This window comes from Legionella drancourtii LLAP12 (assembly GCF_000162755.2).
In the GTDB taxonomy this organism is placed as follows: domain Bacteria; phylum Pseudomonadota; class Gammaproteobacteria; order Legionellales; family Legionellaceae; genus Legionella; species Legionella drancourtii.
Genome location: NZ_JH413822.1, coordinates 162201 through 183816, shown reverse-complemented (window position 1 = coordinate 183816; position 21616 = coordinate 162201). Strand labels below are relative to the sequence as shown.

Here is a 21616-nt window from a genome sequence, read left to right as displayed (position 1 = left end):
TATCGTTTGATCATGATAAATTGAACGTATGCTGCTGATCGGTGCCCCTGTATGATTAGCAATATCCTTTAAGGTAAAGTGTGTCGATGACAATAAATAGTCAATTATTCCTTTATAAATAGTGACCTTGAATTTGCACTGGCACTTCATAAGATGGCACTCCTGTAATAACGCACAATTATTATTGTGTTATGAATTTAAAAATTGTTTAGTAAGTTCTTACTACGTGATATTTTCGTCAGATGTGTTAATATCTACTTTTACATCAGTGTAATTAGTTACATCGATGTAAACTATTACATTAATGTAACTAAGTCAAGGTATGTCGACAATTCTTTTAAACGATATTAATCAACTCTCATTGGCGCAAACGCTGACAGATTTAATTGAACGTGAAAATAAACTCACGCCGGCTGCCCTTGCACGAAAACTAGGAATTCCGACCAATAAAATTACCCGCATCCTAAATGGAGATGTTACCGATCCTAAAGCAAGTACTTTATTGCAAATCGCAAATTACTTTGGCATCACTATTGAACAATTGCTTGGTGTGGAACCTATGGTGCGTGAAGGCATCTCTCAACGATTGACAACAACTCAGGCATTGCCAATTTTTGAATTGAGTCATCCTGAACAAATGACAAAGGAATGGTATCGTTGGATTCCAAATGATATTGCCGGGGATTATTTCACTCTTGCGCTTAATACGGACTTGTATGAACCTACTTTCCAGAAAAATTCGCTACTGATTATAAACCGAGATATAGCTCCTGACGATCGTTCCTATATTTTGATTAAAAAGAACGATAACCCCCATCACTATTTGATAAAAAAATATGTTCAGGAAGGCGATCAAATCTATTTGTATCCAATTAATCCTAAGTTGCCGATAGAAATTTTTGATGAAAACTTATACACTGTTATTGGGGTAATATTAGAAGTGCATCAAAAATTACGCACTAAAAAATAAGTTTCAGGATGTAAAGATGGAAAAGTGGAGTAAAGGAAACAAATTTTTACGCTTTATATATCAGCATGTTGTTGTCAGATTTGTTGGCCAAGTCAGAGAGCCTTACTTGATACGTATTGATAATATTTTTACTGATCCCAATAGCAATGAACTATCGGTTGCGTTTCATGTTGCCAATAAACGTGTTAATGAAGAAAGGACCGTCGCTGATTTTGTGAAATCCGATATGATTTATCTTGTTGATCCGCGTATTGTTTTTGATATGGGACAACAATTTGGTTCTCATATGGAGAAACTTCTTGTTACAAAAAAGAAAAATCCCAGTTTAAAAGCAAAATGCGTTACTGGCTTAAAACGGGTATTTATTGATGACTAATTTAATATCGGGTAAATCAAAAACCCCCCTTCAATTTAAAGTATTTCATACCTTGCTTGGTTTTGCAGTTTTCTTTTCCTTAATAACTATCCCTGCTGAAGCTCAGGTAATCGATATTTTTAGCATACGAATGGCATCAGAATTTTTGTGGTGGCCTGTTGTTTTTTTTGTATTTCAATTGATCTATAGAGTCTATGGATTAGCATACTTGCGGCATACTGTTTATTTAGTAATCGTGTTCCACGCGATCTATATTTTGTTCTTAAAGTTTGCTATTTGGTTACCTGCATCGTCGTTCTGGAAGATGCAAGAGATCTATACACAAGTCCTTGGCAGAGATTTCTTTTATGTGGTAAGGAGCTCACTATTTTTGTGGGGTTGTGCGTTGTTACCCATTCAATTTATAACGCGCATTGATACAAAACAAAGCCAATATGTATTTCTAACTTCGTTGTTTGTCTTTTTTGTGCTGAATATGGTTTGGCTTAATCCTCATGATGAAACCAGCAAATTACAGCTAATCATTGGATTGATGATTCTCGGTTTTTTGAATATTTTCTGTCAAATACTATGCAATCTTATTTCCAAGATCGAGCAAATAAACGCTCTGCATGAAGCTGATCAGAGACTGTTCCAATTTGGACCACCCCAACGATCACCTGAATATGGGAATAAATTTAAATATCATCATATTCTTTTTTGCTCAAGTATCGTTTTTTTTATTGCATCAAAAACTATGGCGGCTAAATTCATCTCGATAGGATTTCTAACCATTAATGTTGGTGGCATTGTTTTTTCACTAGCTTACTTAGCTGCAGATATGATGACCGATGTGTATGGCATTGAACGTACGAAGCAGATGATCTTATTCGTTATTTTTTGCAACCTACTGTTTGTTTTTGATGTTTGGATAACAAATTTGCTTGCTATTCATGAAAGTGATCCTTTTAGATCGATTTTACATAATCAGGCGCGCATGTTTATTGCCTCAGCTACAGCTTTTTTTCTTGGCATGACTATTAATTCAACGGTAATCTCCATTATTAAATCGAGACAACGAAAGCGAGGTATTTCGCTAAAGAAAGAGTTCATTACTACTGTATGGACGAGAATTGCTACGTCCTCTGCCTTTGGAATCATTATTGATGTAAGTCTTTTTTCATTGGTAGCTTTTTATGGCATAGTACCAACCGAAAAGCTAGGCAGTGTCATTGTCTTTGAAGACGCTTACAAAATATCGTATGAAGTTTTGCTGGCACCAGTTTCAATCCTGCTGATTTATTTTCTCAAGGTAAAAGAAAAAGTCGATATTTATGATGAACTATCGAATTTAAATCCCTTCAGGATTGACACTAATTACAAACTGAGTGCAAACAAATTTGCAGAAAATTATATTCCACCAGAGAGGAAAAATGATGGATAAATGCCTACATGATTTTATGACGGCAACAATAGAGATAGCTGCATCAAATCCCATAGCTCCTTATGGCGCAATCATTGTTTATGACGATAAAGAAATTTTACTGAAATCTGTTAATAGCGCCCATCATCATCCATTAATGCATGGTGAATTATCTGTTATCCATACCTTGTTTAATAAGGGCTTCAATGGTGATGTTAGCAAGCTAAGCCTCTATACTACAGCAGAACCTTGTCCTATGTGTGCGGCTGCGATTTACTGGGCAATGATTCCAAAAGTAGTGTATGGCACATCTATCCCTTTTCTCCATGATTTATTTGGTCGACAAATTGAGGTTAGAGCCACAGAAATTTTTTCAAAGACACCGAATTTTTATACTTGTGAGCTTGTTGGTGGTGTCAAAGAAGCAGAGTGCAATCAATTATTTATTAAAGCAAAAGAATTAAGAGACCTACAATCTGTCAAATAGGACGTTTGATTGACTGGCAAGAGTTCCGCCAGTAATTGTTCCTTTATAGAAGGATGACCTTTTATTAATTTCTGCCGCACGAATATTAATTTGATTCCAACCATGGTTTATCAAATATTCAAAAGAAGTGGCAAATACAACCCTTGATATTTTTGTCCAAACAACAGCACTTTGGCACATCGAACAAGGCTCAGCGGTGGTGTATAAAGTCACTTGTGACCAATCCACCTTGGGATGTTCTTTAACACAATTGTTGATCGCCACCATCTCCCCATGAAAAGTTGGATTAACTTTGCTTGCATTGATTCCTTTTGACAAAATTTCACCTGTTTTATTGTCAACGATGAGGGCAGCAAATGGAGCCTTTGGATTGCTTTTTGCGAGATCAATGGCTATCTGCATATAATATTCATCAGATTTTTTAGCCTGGAGCTGCTTGGTATCAACTGCGAAGCATTGCAGGCCATTTATTGTAAAAAAGATAATCGTTGAAATAGTAAGTTTGTTCACTTGTGATCCTCTATACCGCGATAATGATATTTAATCGATCCACCACGTTTTTTAATGGCCTAAGAATGTAAAATTTATATCGATAGCCATTTTTTTGCTATCCAAACAAGATGTTGATCTTGAGCGCTTTCCTTTAAAAGGATTTCAAGTCCATATTTTGTTCATTGTTTGGGCTCCTAAAATTTCATAAAATTTTTTTCATGTAATACCGTTTATGTCCAGTGGGGCAATCCTCAAGAATACCGAATATCTTATAGCCATGCTTTAAATAGAAATCTTTTGCCTGGAGGTTAAATGTATCTAAATGGATCAATTTGGCGCCCATAGCTCTAGCATCAGCTTCAACTTGATTAAGTAATAAAGCGCCTAATCCTTTGAGCCTATGATTTTCTTCCACAAAAAGCACATTAATAGCCAAGCATTCTCCTAGATAAAAACAGCTTCTAACGCCAGCAATAATCAAGCTATTTTCTTTGATAACATAATCTTTCAAAACTTCAGTATCGCCATGAAATGAAAATTGCTGGGCAACAAAAGCATTAATTTTATCATTGAGTGCTTCTGCTTCACCGTTTGTAGCAGGAGATAATTCGTAAGCAGATTTAATTGTGTTCATAACTTCTTTCTCATCTTTAAATAAGGGATATTATCTTCATCGAAATAATTACCCTCTGCCATATATCCATTTTTCAGATAAAAATTCACTGCTGAATCACGTGCATGACAGTAAATAGTTCTGAATACAACATCCAAATTCATTTACAATACCTTCTTGAGAAAAAATCGTGAATGTTCATACCAATATTTTTTTATTTCTCCTATGCGTTGATATCCATTTTTTAAATAAAAATCTTCTGCTTGAAAATCCAAAGTATCTGTTATTGAGAAAATGCAACCTTGTTTGATGGCTTCTTGCTCCGCAGCATTCATTAATTTTGAGCCATATCCTTGTTTTCTGAGTTTTTCATCGACCCACAATGCTTCTATATAAACTGATTCTTTATCAAAATGTGCTTGTATTCCACCCAAAACATTCCCTGAATCATTTTTTAAAAATACTGAAAATTCTTTATCCCTAGGCTCTCCCATGATACGTTCATTGGAGGAAATTAATCCTTCCATTACAGTATCATTATCAAATTGACTGGGACTATGATCGATAACAATTTCCAATTGGTCAGATTGATCATATTTATGATTCAACACCTTCTTCATAAAGAATCTCTTATGGCCTTTGGGGCAGTCGTCTAAAACGCCAAATACTTCATAACCCTGTTTGAGGTAAAAGTCTTTAGCCTGAAAATCAAATGTATCTAGATGAGCTAGGGTTGCCCCAAGTTTCTTAGCCTCGTTTTCTGCATGGCTGAGCAGTTTACTACCCAGACCGGTTTTATAATATTTTTCGTCTACTGCTAAAATATCTACAAACAGGATACCCCAACAATACATCAGAGATGTAATACCCGCGATAATTACCCCACTATCATCTTTTATAGAAAAATTTAAATTTATAAAAGGTTGTTCCTGGATAAATGGTACTTGGCTGTTATTGTATGATGTTATTTTACTTCCTATAACATCTATTTCATTTGGCTGGACTTTAACAATATGAAATGGTTCGATATCAAATGATAAAACCCAATCTGCCAATTCTTGAGCAACCTCATGCAAAGCAAGATCGGTTGTATCGAGGATTTGTACATTCGCAACTTCTTCATAACTTTTAAGAGCAGATAATCGGCTAAAATCCATGATACTTGCAGTATCTTCTTGGATAACATGTTGCATCCATTGCGGATCTTGATGATGCATACGCAGCCAAGATGACCAATTCAGCATGTTTTGATCAACACCGTAGGTACTACGCTTTTTGAGTCGTTGAATTCTTTGAAAATCGCTGACGTCTAAGAGACAGAAGTTGATTTTATCTATTTGCTTGGCTGAAGGACAGCTCAGTATTTCGCCCAAAACAATTTGACCAAGCAAACAAGCGTCTTTTCCATCACTCAATAATTTTTGCAACCACTTCTCTGTGGATTCTTGACGCCATTTTTTATCAGCACCTTCGGGTACACCTATATCATCAAAATCATAAACAGCGATATCACCTCCCAAAAGTTCTTTCAAATGTGATATTACTGCTGTTTTTCCGCTGCCACTGGCGCCGCCTATAAAATATAATCTCATAAAATTTTCCTCGTATTATAAGAGTCATATGCTCTCTCTATGGCACCATTCGGCAGAAAAACTGGCTGTAAGTGTTCAAAGCATTGCATTCGATCGTCACCACCTTCATCAGACAGAAAAATGTATTCACAATAATCGCCGATATCTTGGATGATACGCTCGAAGCGGTAATAAGCGATTACATCCCAATCTATCTTTGTTTGGCCATAGCCCTGATAAAATAATGACTCCTCGGCAAAAACTGTGCGACCGCTGCCCCAAATACCGGCTCCGATAAACATTAAATCACGTTCTTTAGGAGCAAAGATAAGGGTATCCCAATCAACAATATAAAAAACTGCTTCTTTATCAACAATCAGGTTCCAGCCATGCATATCTGCATGGCATAAAACATAGTTGAGGGGTTGTTTTTGGATCGTGATCGCAAGCTTTGCAGCGTGCTCAAGCAGTTTGAGTATTTCGTTCCTTTTGGATTTCAGGAACATGGCCATTTGTACAGCGACAGGCTCTTCAAAAATTTCATTTTCAATACGCATCAAAAATGCTTTGACGGTTTCTCTCCATTTGGAAGAGAACGCTTCCCGCGGTATATCTTTTGTTATTGATGAAGGAGTATCGGTGGTATGCAGCCTTTTAATTGCCACCCCAAATTGGGCCCATTGATCTTCCGATAGTTTGGCTTCGACACCATTACGCCCTTCAACATAGGGGTAGAGAATCGCCTTGAAGGATCCCAAGCTCGCCCAAAGTTGCCTTGTCTTGGTTGGAAGCGGAGGAATCACTTGTTTGACACCTAGATCCGCCAAGTATTTCGGAACTAATACCGAAGCCTCTAAAAATTCACCACTTCTTAATTTAAGAAAATAATCCGTTTGGTTGCTTGTTGTAATGCGATAAACAGCCGTATTAAAGTCAGCTCCAATAGGTAGAAATAAAATGGTTGCTACCTCTAGCCCATAGGCATCCTGTAAACATGTAATGATTGCTTCATCGTTAAGATCAGGTTTTATTAGCATAGTCTTTGTACCCCAAAATCAGCACTCATGGTTTCCTCGAATAAATATTGTTTTTAAAAAGAGGCTCAAACCCCAGTTTTTGATAGACTCCAAGCCCTGAATCAGAGGACTCTAAAAAGCAATATTGAGCACCTAATCTTTTTGCTTCGGATAGTACATAACGCATGAGCGCGCTAGCATATCCTTTGCCTTGAAATTTAGGCTGGGTTCCCACATCATCTATTCTTGCAATGCTGTTGTCGCACATTGATAAGGTAATCGACGCGATGGGTTTTTCCTGTTTGTATAAGCTGAAATGGCGAAGATTAATATTCTTTTTTATGGCAGTTTCATGGGTGATTGCATAGATCGAACAAATTTCAAATGTAGATTCGAATGCGCCTATCAATGGGATCATCCAGTCATTTAATTGATCATCATTCGATTTAATCACTGTTTCATCGGTAAGATTGGCAGTTTGATCAAATGAAAATTTATCTAGGTCCACAAGCATTGAAACCGATTTGCTTTTCTGGGAATAACCTATGGTATTTAAAATATCTATTATTTGAGGCGTGCACAATTCTTGTGGAATGATCACATCAAAAGAAAGGTTATCTTGGTCGAAAAACTGCTTTCCTTGGATTAAAATTTTATCCAGGGCATTTGTGTTTCTTGTAATGTAGATAAAATTGAGTTCAGCACCGCCGGTCATATAAGCATGAGCGCTGGTTTCTAGATCCATGCATTTTGAGGAAATACCTCTGAAAAAATAATCCTCAGCTTGGCGGTATAAATCTATTAACGGAGCGTTCATATGCCACTCCCATCTCTTGATTCAAATGCGTGTTGTTGAAGTTTCAGCAAATAAAAACCCTCCCACTTGTGTTTTCCAAAGAGCTGCAAATACACCACCCTGTTTTTTTGTTAAAAGCTCAAGCCTGCCTTGTTCAACTATCTCCCCATTATCAATAACCACAATGGTATCCACTTCCTGCAATGTTGAAAGTCGATGTGAAATAATCAATGTTGTTTTATCTTTCATTACTTCATGCAATGCTTTTTGGATGGCTTGTTCCGTTTCAGTGTCTAATGAAGAGGTTGCCTCATCAAGAATTAGAATTTTCGTATTTCTAAGGAATGCCCTAGCAATAGAAATGCGTTGTTTTTGTCCACCTGAGAGTTTTAAACCACGCTCACCAACAAGTGTGTTATATTGTTCCGGCAAGTTCATAATAAAGTCATGACAATTGGCTTTTTTTGCTGCACTAATCACTTCATCTTTGGTTGCAGTATCGTTAGCAAAGTGTATATTATCAAAAATACTTCGATGAAATAATTGCGTTTCCTGAGGAATAATTGTTATTTGTGAACGAAGAGATTTGAACTGCACTTCGCTTATCCTTTGTTTATCAATAACGATATTTCCTGAAGATGGTTCTACAAGACGCAGTAATAATTTCAAAAGTGTTGATTTACCACTGCCTGACTTACCTACAAGCCCAATTTTTTCTCCTGCAGCAATAGATAAATTAAGTTGATTAAAAAGGAATGCCGAATTAGGATATGAGAAGTTTATGTTGTCAAAAATAATTTCACCTTTTGAAACCTGTAATGGAGGGACGTTAGGTTTATCAATAATGGCATGAGGAATTTTAATGAAGCTTAATGCATCATTACATGCGCCAATAAGTTGGTGTACTTTCAAAATTTGCTGTCCTAATCCAAATATCATCATCAAACATGAGAGCGCAATACTAAGTACTAAAGCAAAATCACCTGCATGAATAGAATGTTTTTGAGCTCCATATATTAGCGCACCCACAAATGCTGATATTAATGCAGTGACTAAACACCCCTGATAAAAGAATACTTTAATCATTTGGCATTGTATTTTTTTCTCGGATTTTGCTACTTCAGTGACTGATTTTTGAATCGTTTTAGACTCTTTAGTACTACCTGAAAATAATATGGTGCTAGAAATATTGCTAATAGAGTCAGAAAGGTATCCGCTTAATTTTGTTTTGGCATTCGCTAGTTCTGCTGAGGAGGTTTGTGTTGTATCTGCAGTAATAAATGAGATACCTACAAATAGAATTGCCCAAATAAAGAGAATCAATGCATAAATACCACCTACAAATAGATACAGAGTGAGCACAGCAATTAAAATTCCCAAAATAGAGTTATAGATCCAACCTGAAGCGATTTTAAGTAATTCCTCAATATTTTCAGAAATATCTATTATTTTTTTGGTTAATGTACCCGAGAAATTACTTTCAAAAAATTCATAGGAATGACCTAATAAGTACTCAAACATATCTTTTTTAATGTCCGATTTCATTGAGGGGTATAAACAGGCCTCAAAATACTCTTTTGATCTAACAGCAATGTTAGTTACCATGGGCATCATTGCGTAAAATATGGCAGGCCAGAGGATAAGGGATAAAAACTGTTGGCTTGAATTATAATTACTTACAATAGAAACCATTTTTCCTAATAAATAGGGAGAGATCGAACCTTCTAATGCATAAATTGTAAACATTGCAAGTATGCCAATCATAAGACGCTTATTCTTTTTTATCTTTAGATAACGACTTATAAAATGGCGTAATGTCGATGGGATCTCTGGGTTATAATTCATATAGTGGGCCTTCTAATGTTGGATTTTTATCATCCCATTTGGTCTTGTTCCCTGAAATTGAACTACAATCTTAAACTGGTTCACCCAGTTTATATTTATATATCTTCGCAGATGACTTGATAGAAAAATGACGGTCAGAGTTATATGTGTAGCGACAATTAAAATGTCTTATTTTTATTCTATTTTTTGGAACTTAAACAAGGTCATGATTATACCATCAAAAAATCAAAATCTATCAAGTCATCTTCGTTAACCTAATGGCTTACTTCCCAAGGGCTTCCATAACTTTGTTGACATCTTCCTCAATAATTTTATTGATTTCCAAAGCATCATCTGAATAACCAACAGATTCAACAACCGTCGTTGCAACTTCTTCATAAAAAGCATCTCGTTCGCGATGTTGTTTTTCCAAGAAACTCTTCATATCATCCACCGGAAGTGATGGAACTCGTCCATTTTGCATACGACCAAGTTGAGTTGGAATAGAGACTTTCAAATAAACAACAAATTCAGAGGATAACAATTCCCGACATTGTTCGCTTGATACAACACACTCTTCCAATAAAACAACAACATTTTCTTTTCCAGTACAATGAGCAATGATGTCTGCTTGACAGCGATTAAATGCGGCTTCACCTTGCTCACCAAGAATATCTCGTGTCTGCCGGCCAATGTAACGTTCAATACTTGGGTTTGCATCGACTATTTGCCATCCTAATTTTTTAGCCAATGCTTCTGTAAATATAAACTTGCCTGCCCCCATATGGCCAACAATGAAGATACGCTTTGTCATTTTTTATACCTCTTTTTAGTTTTTGTATAAACTTTTTTCCAATAATTTAAATCAAACGAGCAAAAATAACATAAATAAAGAAGATGCCGCTAATATTACCACTGATGAAACCAACATAAACCAACCAAATTTCTTTGTCTGTTGTGACAGATCACGTGCCTCTGCCAATGAAACAGATATCATCCTGTCTATAGATTGAACCGATGCGTTAGTAGATTCCAGCAATAATTTGGCCATTGCCTCTTTACTACCCGCAAGGGCTGCATTAATAATTTTTTCAGCTTTTTCCTTTGCATCGTCTCTCCATTGAGAGGAAATGCTCTCCATTTCCTCTCTGAACTCTGTCAACATAGCTGCTTGGGCCTGCCGGGATTCTTCGATCAATCTATCATTCATAGTCTGCAGTATGAGAATCGGATCATCCTTGTTTAAAACCACACCATGTCTGACGGCGATCTCCTGGATAGCTGCATCAAATTTATCTGACATTAAATCACCCTGGCATTATCTAATTGACTAAACAGCTGATCACGAACAATTTTTAATCGCTGGCGAGTCATGATGCTTTTCTCTGGCATACCCAGGACTTCATCAAAGGTCAGCTTTTGTTGCAACATCTCGGTAAGATCCCAGCCGTAGGTTTCCTTTTTCAGATCGGGGATTTGAATTAAGGCTGATATTTTGTCTTTGTTATCTCGGTAGGCTTTCAGTTGTTCAAATGCTCTGCCTTCATGCTCTATGGCTCCCCAATAGGGATTGAGCCAGACGACAAACTGGGCTTCGTTTTCAAATTGGTCGATCAGTTGGGCGAAGCCGTTAATGGTGTCGAACATGGCTTGGCCGCCGGTGATGACGGTGTGGATCACCATTTCATGACCTAATTCCTGCAGCAAGGCCGGAACCTGGTTACTGATGAGGTAGTGTGATAGCGGTACAAAGGAACTGGCGCCATTATCGATGACTACATCGTTAGTTGCTGGGGCAATTTTTTCGATGAGGCTATCGAATAGCCGGGGGTTGATTTCGTCACCGCTCATGACCTGGATATGATCGACATTTAGGGCCTTAAAGCCATGAAAGGTTGAATTGATGGGGTCGGTGTCAATGCAGAGTGGGGCTTGGCCTTTGTAGTGTTTGTATTGGGCTGTGGTTGCTGAAATAAATGATTTGCCAACACCGCCTTTGCCTTGCAGTGTGATGTGAATTTTTGCCATTACAAGAGTTCCTCCAAATTGGGTTTTGGATTAAAAGTAAAGCCGCGAATTTCATTTTTTGCTTTACTTTTAGCCTGTTCATCTTCCTTGGTGTTTTCCTGCATAGACGGCTTTTTTTCTGCAGCAATCAAACGTGCTACATAGCCACAAAATGTTTTATATGAAAATGAGATTTTGCCTTCCTCAACTAAGGTTTCCCAGACAAGCTTTATGGACCAGCCGTCATTTAGCGCTGAAGCTATATCTTTTTTTAGCGCGAGAAAAGCGGCTTTATTTACAGATTTGTCAGAGGCTTTCCTTTTTATCTGCTTGGCTGCGATTCGTTCGCTGAGGGAGTTTCCCATGTCATACCGTCAATTTATTATTGTTCTCTCTGATGGTATGAAATATTGCGCTACTCTGCAATAGCCTATGTTAGTTTCTTTCCTTTTGGCGTAATTAAATATCTTCTTAATAAGATAAATGTGTAATTTAACGTAATTATTGGTAATAATCCGTAATTAATAGGGGTTTTAACGAAATAACCTTGAAATTACGTAAAATTACCTGATATTATGAAGTCAAATGAACTTAAAACACTGGGCAAGATAGGTGAAGTTAGCTAACCAGCAAGCTGGCTACCAAACTTCACTTAGCCTTATTCGCACCTTCGGTGCTCAACGGGAATCCAGTGATTTGAGGTCATAACCAGATACCCAAAGGATTGCATAACCACTTTATTTAAGAGGTCAGCATCCTTATGGACGATAAAACTAAATCCCCCACCAGAAAAAATGGGCGTCACCTTCGTGTTCCTGTTCTTCCCAATGAAGAATCGCAAATTAAAGCCAATGCGGCTAATGCCGGTTTGTCTATTGCGGAATACCTAAGACGTATAAGTCTTGGGTACCAGCTGCAAAGTGCAATTGATAAAGACCATGTAATCCAGCTTGCCAAAATCAATGCAGATGTCGGCAGACTTGGTGGACTGTTAAAACTTTGGTTGACCCAAGATAAGCGCGTCGCGCATTTTGACCATGCCACGATAATGACCCTGTTAAATAAAATTCGGATCTTGCAGGAGACAATGTTGCAGGTGGTGAAAAAGCTATGATTGTTCGCCATATCCCAATGAAAACCGCACGACTTAGCAGCTTTTCAGGCCTGGTCCAATACATCACCAATCCCCAGGATAAACAGGAACGGGTGGGAAAGATTAGCTTATCCAATTGTAACAGTATCGATCCCACTTGGGCGGTTCAGGAAGTCTTAGCAACTCAAGCCAAAAATCAACGGGCTACAGCGGATAAAACTTATCATTTATTGATCTCTTTTGCCCCGAGAGAGATCCTGTCTGATAAACTGTTGAACATTATCGAAGACCGGGTTGTCTCCTCTATTGGGCTTAAAGAGCACCAGAGAATCAGCACCGTCCATCATGATACGGATAATCTTCATATCCATGTCGCCATCAATAAAATCCACCCCAAAACCCTCAACATGATTGAGCCATACAGGGTTTATAAAATTTTTGCGGAGGTGGCAACCCAATTGGAAATTGAGTATGGACTGGAAATAACCAATCATCAATCACGAAAGGGACGGTCTGAAAATTTAGCCGATGATATGGAGCAGCATTCTGGTATTGAAAGCTTGATTAACTGGATGAAACGCCATTGTAAGGATCAACTAGAGGCGGCCAGCAGCTGGAATGAGCTTCACCAAACACTGGCAGCGCATGAGTTGGCAATTAAGCTCAGAGCCAATGGATTTGTTTTCTGTGACAAGAAGGGGCTAATGGTTAAAGCCAGTTCCGTTTCCCGCAATTTTTCCAAAAAGAACCTACTGTCCAAACTGGGGGAATTTACACCTGCCTCATTTCAGATTGAGGTCGGTTCAAAAAATACTTATCGCTATGAACCACTTAGTAAGACTATGTTCAATTCCGAGCTGTATGCCCGTTATCGTGATGAAAGGCTTAAGAACAAAATCATCCTTGCAGACAAGCTCAAAACACTACGTAGAACTAAGGCTGGTTCCATTGAAAAAGCCAAAAAACGAGCCAGGCTAAAAAGAAAGGCCTTGAAATTGATGAAAATGCCGATCATTCAAAAAAAACTTCTGTATGGGCAAATCAGCAAGACCCTCCTGGATGAGATTGAGAGAATTCGCAACAACTATTCCACCCAGCGCCAAAACCAGATTAACCGGCATCAGAATCGAACCTGGGCTGATTGGTTGAGGTATAAGGCAGAGACTGGGGATCTGGATGCTTTAACCGCACTGCGTTTTCAAAATCGAAAGAACAAAGGCAAATACTCTCTGTCCGGGGGCAGAGCAGATACATCCCCAACCGATCTCAATATCCTTGACTCGATCACCAAAGAAGGCACAGAGATATACAAAATTGATAAGGCCGTCATCAGAAATAATGGCCATGAGGTCAAAATTTCTAAAGGCGGTTCGATTGAAACATTAATAAAAGCCTTGGAAATGGCGCAGCGGCAATATGGCAACTGTATTCGGGTAAATGGCTCGCCGCTATTTAAAAAAATTATCCTGCAAATAGTGATTCAACATAACATCCCAATCACCTTCGCTGATCCAGATATTGAAGCCCAACGAACCAAATTGAAACAGGAGACCAACAATGAACATGCAAGACGAAACCGATATGGTAATGGAAGAGGAACTTCTGGAAACGATGAAGCTGCTAGAACAGGAGGCCGAAGACAGTGGGGGAAAACAAGAACAAAGCCCAACCCTTACCGCACTTGCTGCGGCACGCCGGCCGAAAATCAAAACGGCCTGCGAGACCTGTCCCAACTCGATGTGGTTCAGCTCACCGCAAGAGGTGAAGTGCTATTGCAGGATAATGCACCTGATAAGCTGGAGCGCAAAAGAGTCAAACCTGATAACCATGTGCGATGGTAATTTTTTAGGCTAAATAGTTCCTCTGAGGTGGGTAGTTGCATCATTATATTTCATGCTTCATCCAGATATCTAGCAACCTTGGAACCACATGTTGCACACTCGCCTTCAAGCGTAATTGTTCTGCCACTTTCTATGGCCACAGGGGATATCATTCTGCATACCCCACTGCATTGACCACACCAAACATTATTTAAAATCAACTCTTTCTGTTTTACCTTTTCCCATAACTGGAGCGCTTTTTTGGTCCCATGAACACCTGCATTTTCTGGAATCATAGTTCTTTTTTTTGCTAAATCCCAGTAGCGCATCAACTCATCAAATGATTTGCCCTGTAAATTATCCAAACCCTGCTCTTTAGCAATGACCTTCATGGCATTTAACCGATATTCAAATTTATTCAGGCTTTTTCGCAGGGTAAGCTCGGTATCAAAGTTACAATAAGTGCATAAGGAAAATACTGCGTGCATTAAATCACCTATTTCATCCTGCAAGGCATCTCTTTTGTCCTTTGCCTCCAGATGTTCTTCAATTTCCAGACACTCGTTGCGAATTTGCGCCATGATTTGAGCTTTGGTTTCCCATTGTAGGCCAAAAAGAACGGCTTCTTTTTCTAAATTATCAACATCATCAAAAATGGTTTTCTTCATAGATTAGCTATACTCCAAAAAAACATCAGCCAATGCATCCAGCGTTGCAAAATCTTATTGCGGAATGAGATGTTGCAACTTATTGTAAAAGCATCAAAGCCGTTAGTATATCATTACCGATTGGTTTTAAGCGATGTGAACAACATTACCTTGCTTTGAATAGCGTGGTTGATTATGCTTTTTTATGAACTTTTCTATTTTCGACTTAAACTGTCGCTTAACGCCCTCCACGCCCAGGCTACTATTCTTGGCCATGTCATTAAAATCGCTAAATTTTCTGGGATTTTCAGACTGTTCATTGGGTGCAAAAGTTGGCAAGATAATCATGCCATTGACGGCCATGGCGGCTTCTGTGGCCTTTTCCTTGCCCGGATTCATGCCCTTGCTTAGCTCAAGATGTTTGTCATCATCGGCAGCGATCATTATCGGGATATGTGGATATTTTTCATGCAAGGATTTGGCGACTGATTTAAGATTGCCTGAATCAAAGGCTGAAACAACGGCTGGTAGCGCTGTTGCTTCTTTTATTGTTGCGGCAGTGGCATAGCCTTCGGCGATGATAATTACAGGGGTATTGGCCAGTTTATCCAGCCCGCCCAAGACATGAAAACAACCTTCTTTTCTCGAATTTTTTGCAAAGCGCTTAGTGCCATCATCGGCGATATATTGAACCGTCCAAATGGATCCTTCAGTATCGATGGCAGGAACGCAGGTTAAATTGTTGGTTTCATCAGTGTAAACGCCAGAATGAACCTGTATTCCTTTTGCTTTCAAATAGGGGGTTGGTTCGTTTATCTCATTCATTAGGGATAGTTTTTTCTTGAGCATAATCGACGTACTTCTTTGCAACTCTTCAATCTCAAGCTCGCGATTTCTTTGATTTTGTAGGGCTTGAGACTTGAGCGCCAACCTTTGTTCATCAGTCAAAACATAGCCTTTGCTTTTCCATTTCAGCTCTTCCCCGGTACGGTTGTTTTTGATGTAGCCAGCCGGCATACCGTCTAAATGAGCCACATAGAATCCAGCCTTTTCACCCTGTTTATCCCCATCCATTTCGATTCGGTGCGGCTTGCTGTCCATGACAGGGTGTTTGCCTGAGACAATTGCCCCCATGCTACTCAGTGCCTCTTTGAATTCATCTTCTGGGGAGATGGCTTTGTCTTGGGCCAATGCTTGTGGATTGGGTAACCATGGCTTGATTTTATCTAAAGGAACACCCGGGTTTGCATACCAGCATTTTTGGGCTATATCCCAGGCGATGGCGGCTGTGCCATCAGGCAGTTTTCCTGTCAGGGCTTTGGCTATCTCTTTGTCTTTGAAGGGAATTCCTAACCAAGTCTTTTCAGTGATGAGTTGTTCATTTTCCATAACTCTTCCCTCAATAGTTCTGTCTTCCCTGATTTCTATGGGCTGTGCCTGCTGGATTTCCTGAACTTGATCAAGAGCACAGATGTGATGGACAATCTTTTCCGCGTCTGCAGAGGCTCTGAAAATTTCGAGGGGATCATCCTCCAAAACCCGAATCCATGACTTAATATAGGCAGTATGTTGTGATGGGTCATGACCAATGCCGAGTTCAGCCCCTAATAACATGCTGGCAATTTCTGCTCTAAGTTCTTCCTTGGCATAGGCCTCACTGCCAAAGGGATGCCCCAGATCCCTGTCAAGCCTTGAAGGATGGCCGCTCCAATGACCAAGTTCATGCAGTGCTGTGGCATAATAATTGGCAGCAGATTTGAATTGTTCTTTGGGCGGCAGGTGAATACTATCGCTCGAAAGTATGTAAAAGGCTTTGTCTGATTCAGAATGAAAAATGGCAGCACCGGATTGCAGCAATAGTTTTTCTGCTTTTTCCACCATAGACCATTCCGGCTCTTTTGTTACAAGGGTAGGCATATTCTCAATTTGTGAGGCGTGGAAAACCGTTGCATAAAAGACCTGAGGTCTTTCAAGACTGGCTTGAATTTTGACTGAATTGCCCTGCTCATCCAGCACAGGGCGTCCAGTCTCATCTTCTTTGACTCGTTCCTCGTTAAATTTCCAGTATTGAATGTTGGTGCCTTTCTCACCTTTTCGCACCTGCGCATCAATGCTTTGCGCCTGTTTGTAGGTCAGCCAGCGATTGTCATCGCTTTGATTGAGCATCAAATACAGAGCATTGATGCCGCGATACCGTTTGCCAGTGACTGGATTAAAGGGAGCCTGACCATTGCCAATCCCTGGCTCCCAAGGCTTTAGCCAGGGTGCCGTTCCGCCTTTTAGACTTTCAATAATCTGGTTGGCCACAATTTGGTGGTAGGGTATTTTAGTCATAAGCTGCCTCCATAGCCTCATCTTCGCTAAGTGCATCCTCAACAAATGCGCCCATGATGTCCGCCTCAATTGGACTGACTTCAACTAAAAATCCGGGGATGACCAAATCCTCGAATTTTTCTGAAATTACATCCATTAGTTCGTTTTTATTCATCATGACTTTTCTCCAGTTTATTGATGACCCATAGGGGCCTTAACATTCCCTTGATTTGCCCTGTATGAACAAGGCCGTAGTAGCGACCATCAAAAGACCATTCGCTTTGACTGGTCATGGTCATCAGCTCGTCTTTGCTGAGTTGATAATTTGTGGCATGCCATTGGGGTAAGAGGCGATTTAGTCCATCTTTTAACTTCGGCTTCGAGAAAGGAATACGCTCCTGATTTACAAAGACACCGACTTTGGTTGTTGCGACGGTATCACCAGGGATGGCCACCACCTTTTTCATCAAATAGCCATAACCTCCGCAGTTAAGACCATGGTCTATATAGCTTCTATCAAGGCCAAGCCTGAAAGCTGGCCTGTTATCAGGGCAAAAGATAACATAGGCATTCTTGAGTTCGCCCTCGTGGGTAATGCGATATAGGCCTACCGGGATTGAATCGGTGAGATTAATACGAAATCCCATGGCGATTAAGAGATAGACCAAGCCAATCAGACTAATCAGGCAGACAGATAATGCTTTCATAGTCTGATTTCCTCATCCTTGCTTAATCTCAGGCGTAAGATATCGGACAATTTCGGGGCTTCAATGGCTGCTCGGGCGATAAAAACCGGATCTTTAAAATACAGGGGTTGCTTGCCATAAATCGCCGGAAAGCCCGCCGCATAAACCACCATATCACCAGCCTCAGTGATCAAGCCATTGGCATCCTTTTTTGGTCCTGGCATGCGCAAACACTCATCGACTGTTAATAATGGTCTTGATACTTCCTGGATGGTTTTAGATATTTGCGAGAGAAATGTTGAAATGCGTTTGCCGCTGGTAGTGATGTGTTCTTTAACGATGGTGGTTTGCCCCGTCAGCTTGGATAAATGCTCGGCAGTTTCCACCCGGTTTGGCGGGTAGGCATTTTGGATGTGGCAATTGGATGTAATGGTTTCATCCTGGCCATAACCCCGCTCACGGCTTTTCAGCTGATTGATGTCCTGACAGATTAAATAAAATTTAAGGCCGTACCCGGCAACAAAAGCTAAGGACTCTTGCAAAATATCGAGTTTACCCAGGCTTGGAAACTCATCAATCATGCAGAGCAGTCGATGTTTATAAGTTCGTTTCGCCCTCACATAAGAAAGCCCCTTATCGTCAGGCACACGCTCAAACTCCATCCTGTCTGCCAATAGACGCACTATCATATTAATCATAACCCGAACCAAGGGTTGTAGTCTGGCCTTGTCGTTGGGTTGGGTCACTATATAAAGACTCACCGGGCTTTCATGGTTCATCAAATCGCGGATACAAAAATCCGAATCAGAGACATTAAAAGCGACCACCGGATCACGGTATAAAGCCAAATAGGATTTCAAAGTCGATAAGACTGAACCGGCTTCTTCCTCAGGCCTGTCTATCATATCGCGGGCAGAGGCAGAGATAACCGGATGGGTCTTGCCTTCGATATGCGGGTATTGCGTCATTTCGATGAGTAAATCAGCAATATTGGTATTGGGGTCAACCAGCATGTGGTCGATGTTGGGAAAGGTGGCGGGCTCTCCCTGATTTTTTAGCTTGTAAATCGCATGTAAAATAAAGCCGACCAGAAGGGCTTGCGAGGTTTTCTGCCAGTGGGTTTCCAGACCTTTGCCGTCAGGGTCAACTACCAGTGTTGCGAGATTTTGCACATCACCCACCTCTGATTCCGTGCCTACCCGGATTTCATCTAACGGATTCCAGCGGGCTGAGCCTTTTAATGTCGCTGGTTCAAAACGGATGACTTTGTTGTTGGCATATTGTTGTCTCCACCCGGCAGTCATTGCCCACAGCTCGCCCTTTAAGTCGGTAATAACACAGGAATACTTCCAGGATAACAGGGTGGGAATCACAAGCCCCACCCCTTTGCCAGAGCGGGTGGGAGCATAGGTTAAGATATGCTCTGGGCCATTGTGGCGCAGATAATGAATCTCGCCCTGTTCATCTTCAAATGCCCCAACATAGACCCCTTCGTCATGGCCAATAAGGCTGGCATTTTTTAAATCCTCCATATTGGCCCATCTCGCTGAACCATGCAGGTATTCGCTGATTTCACCTTTTTTAAGTTGTTGACTGACAAGAATCACCATCATCAAAAAAAGGCTTGTGCTCATCACCACGATGCCAAATGCGGCGTTAAAATAATCCGGGTAGTATTGGTGATATTTAAAATTCCATAAAAAAAGCTGCCAAGGCAGATAAACATGGGCAAGCGAAAAGCCTAAATTTACGTGGTAATGAAATTTCCAGGCCAAATATTGGGTGCCTATTTGCAGGCTGACTATCACAGACAGCAAGGCCAAGCCAATCAGCGGCAGGTTAAACCGCTGATTAGGCTTTTGTCTCACTTGAGGGCCAATGGCTTTATTGGGTTTGTTCAGTGTCATTGATTATCTCCGGCGACCTTGCGATTAACAAACTGACTGACTTCATCAGTGCCTGAGCTAAAACTTCCTTCTGGCGCACCCATTGATCTGACGTTTGGCGCGGGTGGGTCTGGCGGCGTTGGCGGGGATGAGTCATTATTAGCATCCATTCGTTGATGAATGGCGTCGGCGATTTTACCCCCCGTGGTTTCTGCAACTTTCGCCGAGAAGGCCTCTCGGATAGAGGCTGCCTTTTCACGCGCGACTTCTGCGGCACCTGAGGCCAAATGAGATCCGAGGTGACCGGCAAATTGGGTCGCCCGCCCCATGGCCTCACTTAATCCGCCAGATTTAGGGCTAGAACCGCCATCTGAAACAGTGCCTGTGCTGACGCGCGATGCAGCATTGAAGGCCGCCTTCAATGCTGATAAACCACCGGCACCTTCAGCGCTTGCTGTGCCAGCAGCGCTGGCCAGAGCGGCGCCAGCAATTCCTGCAGCACCCAAGGCACCACCCAAGCCCAGACCACCTCCACCACCTGAGCCACCCGTGACAATCCCGCTTAAGACAGGTGGGATTTTATTCACGAGTACCAGTAAAAGAATGGCAACGACCAGCATGATAAACATTTCTTTCAGTAAAATGTCCTTTGCCATAGCAGCGTAATATTGATCAACAAAAGACTTGCCAATGCCAATAATCAAAATCATGGCGAAGGCCTGCAAGGCGATACCCAGCACGGTTTTGTAGTATTGAATGGCAATATCCTGTGTCCATCGACCACCACCAAAGCCTAAGAGAATAATGCCGCCATAGGTTAAAATCCAGGCGGTGATAAGGACAATCAGCATGTTAATACTGACCAGTGCCAAAACAACCAGAATCAGCCCAGCGACTATCAAGCCGACTGTGGTGGCAGCTGGTGACCAAATGGATGAGTTATCAATCGCCTTGGAGACTATATCAAAACCCACATCGACAATATCCGATGGCGATACATGGGCATCAATCCCCGAAGCATTAGCGGCGAGCTTGCGCATGGAATCCATGATGGCTGTTGCAATGGCCGGACCATTCTCTAGAAGCCAATAAAAAAAGCCGACAACCACAAAAAATCGCACCGTTTCAGCGAGAAACTCCTGAATATCTGCCCGACGCAAAGCCATAAGACCATAAGTCCAGACCATGCTGATTAAGGCCAAAGACCAAAAAAGGTAACGGGCATAGGCGAGCAAGGTTTGGCTCCACATGGACGCTGTGGTGGAAAACCGATACAGGATATTATCCAGCAAATCCCTGCTGTCTATACCGCCGCCTTGGGCATAACTGTTAATGGAAAACACCAGTATAAAGAGTGCAATTAAACAGGTGATTGTATTTTTTTTCATAGATCACCATTTTTTTCCAGAACTTTTGGTATAGCTGCCTCGCTTGAAGCAGGCATCCCCAATAACTTGCAATTCCTCACTGGTGCGACCTTCTCTGCTGCTTTCACAGGTAAGGGTGGCCAGATGCGCGGCTTTTTTGCTTGCCTTGGTTTCTGCACTGTCACAACCGGACAGTAAACAAGCCAGAGCTGCTATTGTCAGACCTATTTTTTTCATTGTTTCTCCTTGT

22 protein-coding genes and 1 pseudogene are annotated in these 21616 nt (G+C 40.7%); 6 read left to right on the top strand and 17 right to left on the bottom strand.

The features are described from left to right. Window positions 1-322: 322 nt before the first annotated feature. From LDG_RS09410 to LDG_RS09395, 4 genes are all read left to right on the top strand, one after another. Entirely contained in the window at window positions 323-970 is a 648-nt protein-coding gene (locus tag LDG_RS09410; RefSeq protein WP_006871074.1) for a helix-turn-helix domain-containing protein, read from the top strand. 16 nt (window positions 971-986) lie between these two features. Continuing rightward, entirely contained in the window at window positions 987-1346 is a 360-nt protein-coding gene (locus LDG_RS09405) for a hypothetical protein (protein ID WP_006871073.1), read from the top strand. Window positions 1347-1821: 475 nt separating this feature from the next. Beyond that, window positions 1822-2769 (top strand): VUT family protein, encoded by a 948-nt coding sequence (locus LDG_RS09400; protein WP_233491449.1) that lies wholly within the window; start codon window positions 1822-1824, stop codon window positions 2767-2769. Beyond that, window positions 2759-3235 (top strand): nucleoside deaminase, encoded by a 477-nt coding sequence (locus LDG_RS09395; RefSeq protein ID WP_133134248.1) that lies wholly within the window; start codon window positions 2759-2761, stop codon window positions 3233-3235. Before LDG_RS09400 ends, LDG_RS09395 begins: the two co-directional genes overlap by 11 nt. On the opposite strand, the gene LDG_RS09390 is transcribed toward LDG_RS09395, so the two are convergent. The 10 genes and pseudogenes from LDG_RS09390 to LDG_RS09345 form a co-directional block, all read right to left on the bottom strand. Next, the gene (locus tag LDG_RS09390; protein WP_006871070.1) at window positions 3218-3745 is read right to left on the bottom strand and encodes a nucleoside deaminase; all 528 of its coding nucleotides are present in this window, start codon (window positions 3743-3745) and stop codon (window positions 3218-3220) included. The two genes, LDG_RS09395 and LDG_RS09390, sit on opposite strands and share 18 nt — an antisense overlap. 184 nt (window positions 3746-3929) lie before the next feature. Further along, window positions 3930-4361 (bottom strand): GNAT family N-acetyltransferase, encoded by a 432-nt coding sequence (locus tag LDG_RS09385; protein WP_006871069.1) that lies wholly within the window; start codon window positions 4359-4361, stop codon window positions 3930-3932. Then, window positions 4358-5497 (bottom strand): annotated as a pseudogene (locus LDG_RS19650) (GNAT family N-acetyltransferase). The gene LDG_RS09385 and the pseudogene LDG_RS19650 overlap by 4 nt, the downstream one beginning before the upstream one ends. Before the next feature lie 431 nt (window positions 5498-5928). Beyond that, entirely contained in the window at window positions 5929-6948 is a 1020-nt protein-coding gene (locus LDG_RS09375; protein ID WP_006871066.1) for a phosphotransferase enzyme family protein, read from the bottom strand. Between the two features lie 25 nt (window positions 6949-6973). Next, on the bottom strand, window positions 6974-7744 hold the full coding sequence (locus LDG_RS09370; RefSeq protein WP_006871065.1) for a GNAT family N-acetyltransferase: 771 nt from the start codon (window positions 7742-7744) through the stop codon (window positions 6974-6976). 21 nt (window positions 7745-7765) lie between these two features. Further along, entirely contained in the window at window positions 7766-9568 is a 1803-nt protein-coding gene (locus tag LDG_RS09365) for an ABC transporter ATP-binding protein (RefSeq protein WP_040535135.1), read from the bottom strand. 262 nt (window positions 9569-9830) lie between these two features. Continuing rightward, a complete protein-coding gene (locus LDG_RS09360) occupies window positions 9831-10361 on the bottom strand; it encodes a shikimate kinase (protein WP_006871063.1) in 531 nt (176 codons plus the stop codon). 51 nt (window positions 10362-10412) lie between these two features. Next, window positions 10413-10850: a conjugal transfer protein TraM gene (locus LDG_RS09355; RefSeq protein WP_006871062.1), complete on the bottom strand. Its 438-nt coding sequence runs from the start codon at window positions 10848-10850 to the stop codon at window positions 10413-10415. Further along, a complete protein-coding gene (locus tag LDG_RS09350) occupies window positions 10850-11575 on the bottom strand; it encodes an ArsA-related P-loop ATPase (RefSeq protein ID WP_006871061.1) in 726 nt (241 codons plus the stop codon). The genes LDG_RS09355 and LDG_RS09350 overlap by 1 nt, the downstream gene beginning before the upstream one ends. After that, window positions 11575-11919, bottom strand: coding sequence for a TraK family protein (locus LDG_RS09345; RefSeq protein ID WP_006871060.1), 345 nt, complete (start codon window positions 11917-11919; stop codon window positions 11575-11577). The genes LDG_RS09350 and LDG_RS09345 overlap by 1 nt, the downstream gene beginning before the upstream one ends. 395 nt (window positions 11920-12314) lie before the next feature. Between LDG_RS09345 and traJ the strand changes: the two genes are divergently transcribed. Together traJ and traI are read left to right on the top strand one after the other, a co-directional pair. After that, window positions 12315-12668 carry a conjugal transfer transcriptional regulator TraJ gene (gene traJ, locus LDG_RS09340; protein ID WP_006871058.1) on the top strand — a complete coding sequence of 118 codons (354 nt, stop codon included), beginning with the start codon at window positions 12315-12317 and terminating at the stop codon, window positions 12666-12668. Continuing rightward, window positions 12665-14488, top strand: coding sequence for a TraI/MobA(P) family conjugative relaxase (traI, locus tag LDG_RS09335; RefSeq protein WP_006871057.1), 1824 nt, complete (start codon window positions 12665-12667; stop codon window positions 14486-14488). Before traJ ends, traI begins: the two co-directional genes overlap by 4 nt. Before the next feature lie 50 nt (window positions 14489-14538). On the opposite strand, the gene LDG_RS09330 is transcribed toward traI, so the two are convergent. The 7 genes from LDG_RS09330 to LDG_RS09300 form a co-directional block, all read right to left on the bottom strand. Further along, a complete protein-coding gene (locus LDG_RS09330) occupies window positions 14539-15135 on the bottom strand; it encodes a MazG nucleotide pyrophosphohydrolase domain-containing protein (RefSeq protein WP_006871056.1) in 597 nt (198 codons plus the stop codon). Between the two features lie 126 nt (window positions 15136-15261). Next, the gene (locus LDG_RS09325; RefSeq protein ID WP_006871055.1) at window positions 15262-17448 is read right to left on the bottom strand and encodes a zincin-like metallopeptidase domain-containing protein; all 2187 of its coding nucleotides are present in this window, start codon (window positions 17446-17448) and stop codon (window positions 15262-15264) included. After that, on the bottom strand, window positions 17441-17605 hold the full coding sequence (locus tag LDG_RS19860; RefSeq protein WP_040535132.1) for a hypothetical protein: 165 nt from the start codon (window positions 17603-17605) through the stop codon (window positions 17441-17443). The genes LDG_RS09325 and LDG_RS19860 overlap by 8 nt, the downstream gene beginning before the upstream one ends. Further along, window positions 17595-18134: a conjugative transfer signal peptidase TraF gene (gene traF / locus LDG_RS09315; RefSeq protein WP_040535129.1), complete on the bottom strand. Its 540-nt coding sequence runs from the start codon at window positions 18132-18134 to the stop codon at window positions 17595-17597. The genes LDG_RS19860 and traF overlap by 11 nt, the downstream gene beginning before the upstream one ends. Further along, the gene (locus tag LDG_RS09310) at window positions 18131-20020 is read right to left on the bottom strand and encodes a type IV secretory system conjugative DNA transfer family protein (RefSeq protein WP_006871052.1); all 1890 of its coding nucleotides are present in this window, start codon (window positions 20018-20020) and stop codon (window positions 18131-18133) included. Before LDG_RS09310 ends, traF begins: the two co-directional genes overlap by 4 nt. Continuing rightward, on the bottom strand, window positions 20017-21387 hold the full coding sequence (trbL, locus tag LDG_RS09305; RefSeq protein ID WP_040535126.1) for a P-type conjugative transfer protein TrbL: 1371 nt from the start codon (window positions 21385-21387) through the stop codon (window positions 20017-20019). Before trbL ends, LDG_RS09310 begins: the two co-directional genes overlap by 4 nt. A gap of 3 nt (window positions 21388-21390) precedes the next feature. Next, window positions 21391-21603, bottom strand: a complete 213-nt coding sequence (locus tag LDG_RS09300; RefSeq protein WP_006871049.1) for a hypothetical protein — start codon at window positions 21601-21603, stop codon at window positions 21391-21393. Between the last annotated feature and the right edge of the window lie 13 nt (window positions 21604-21616).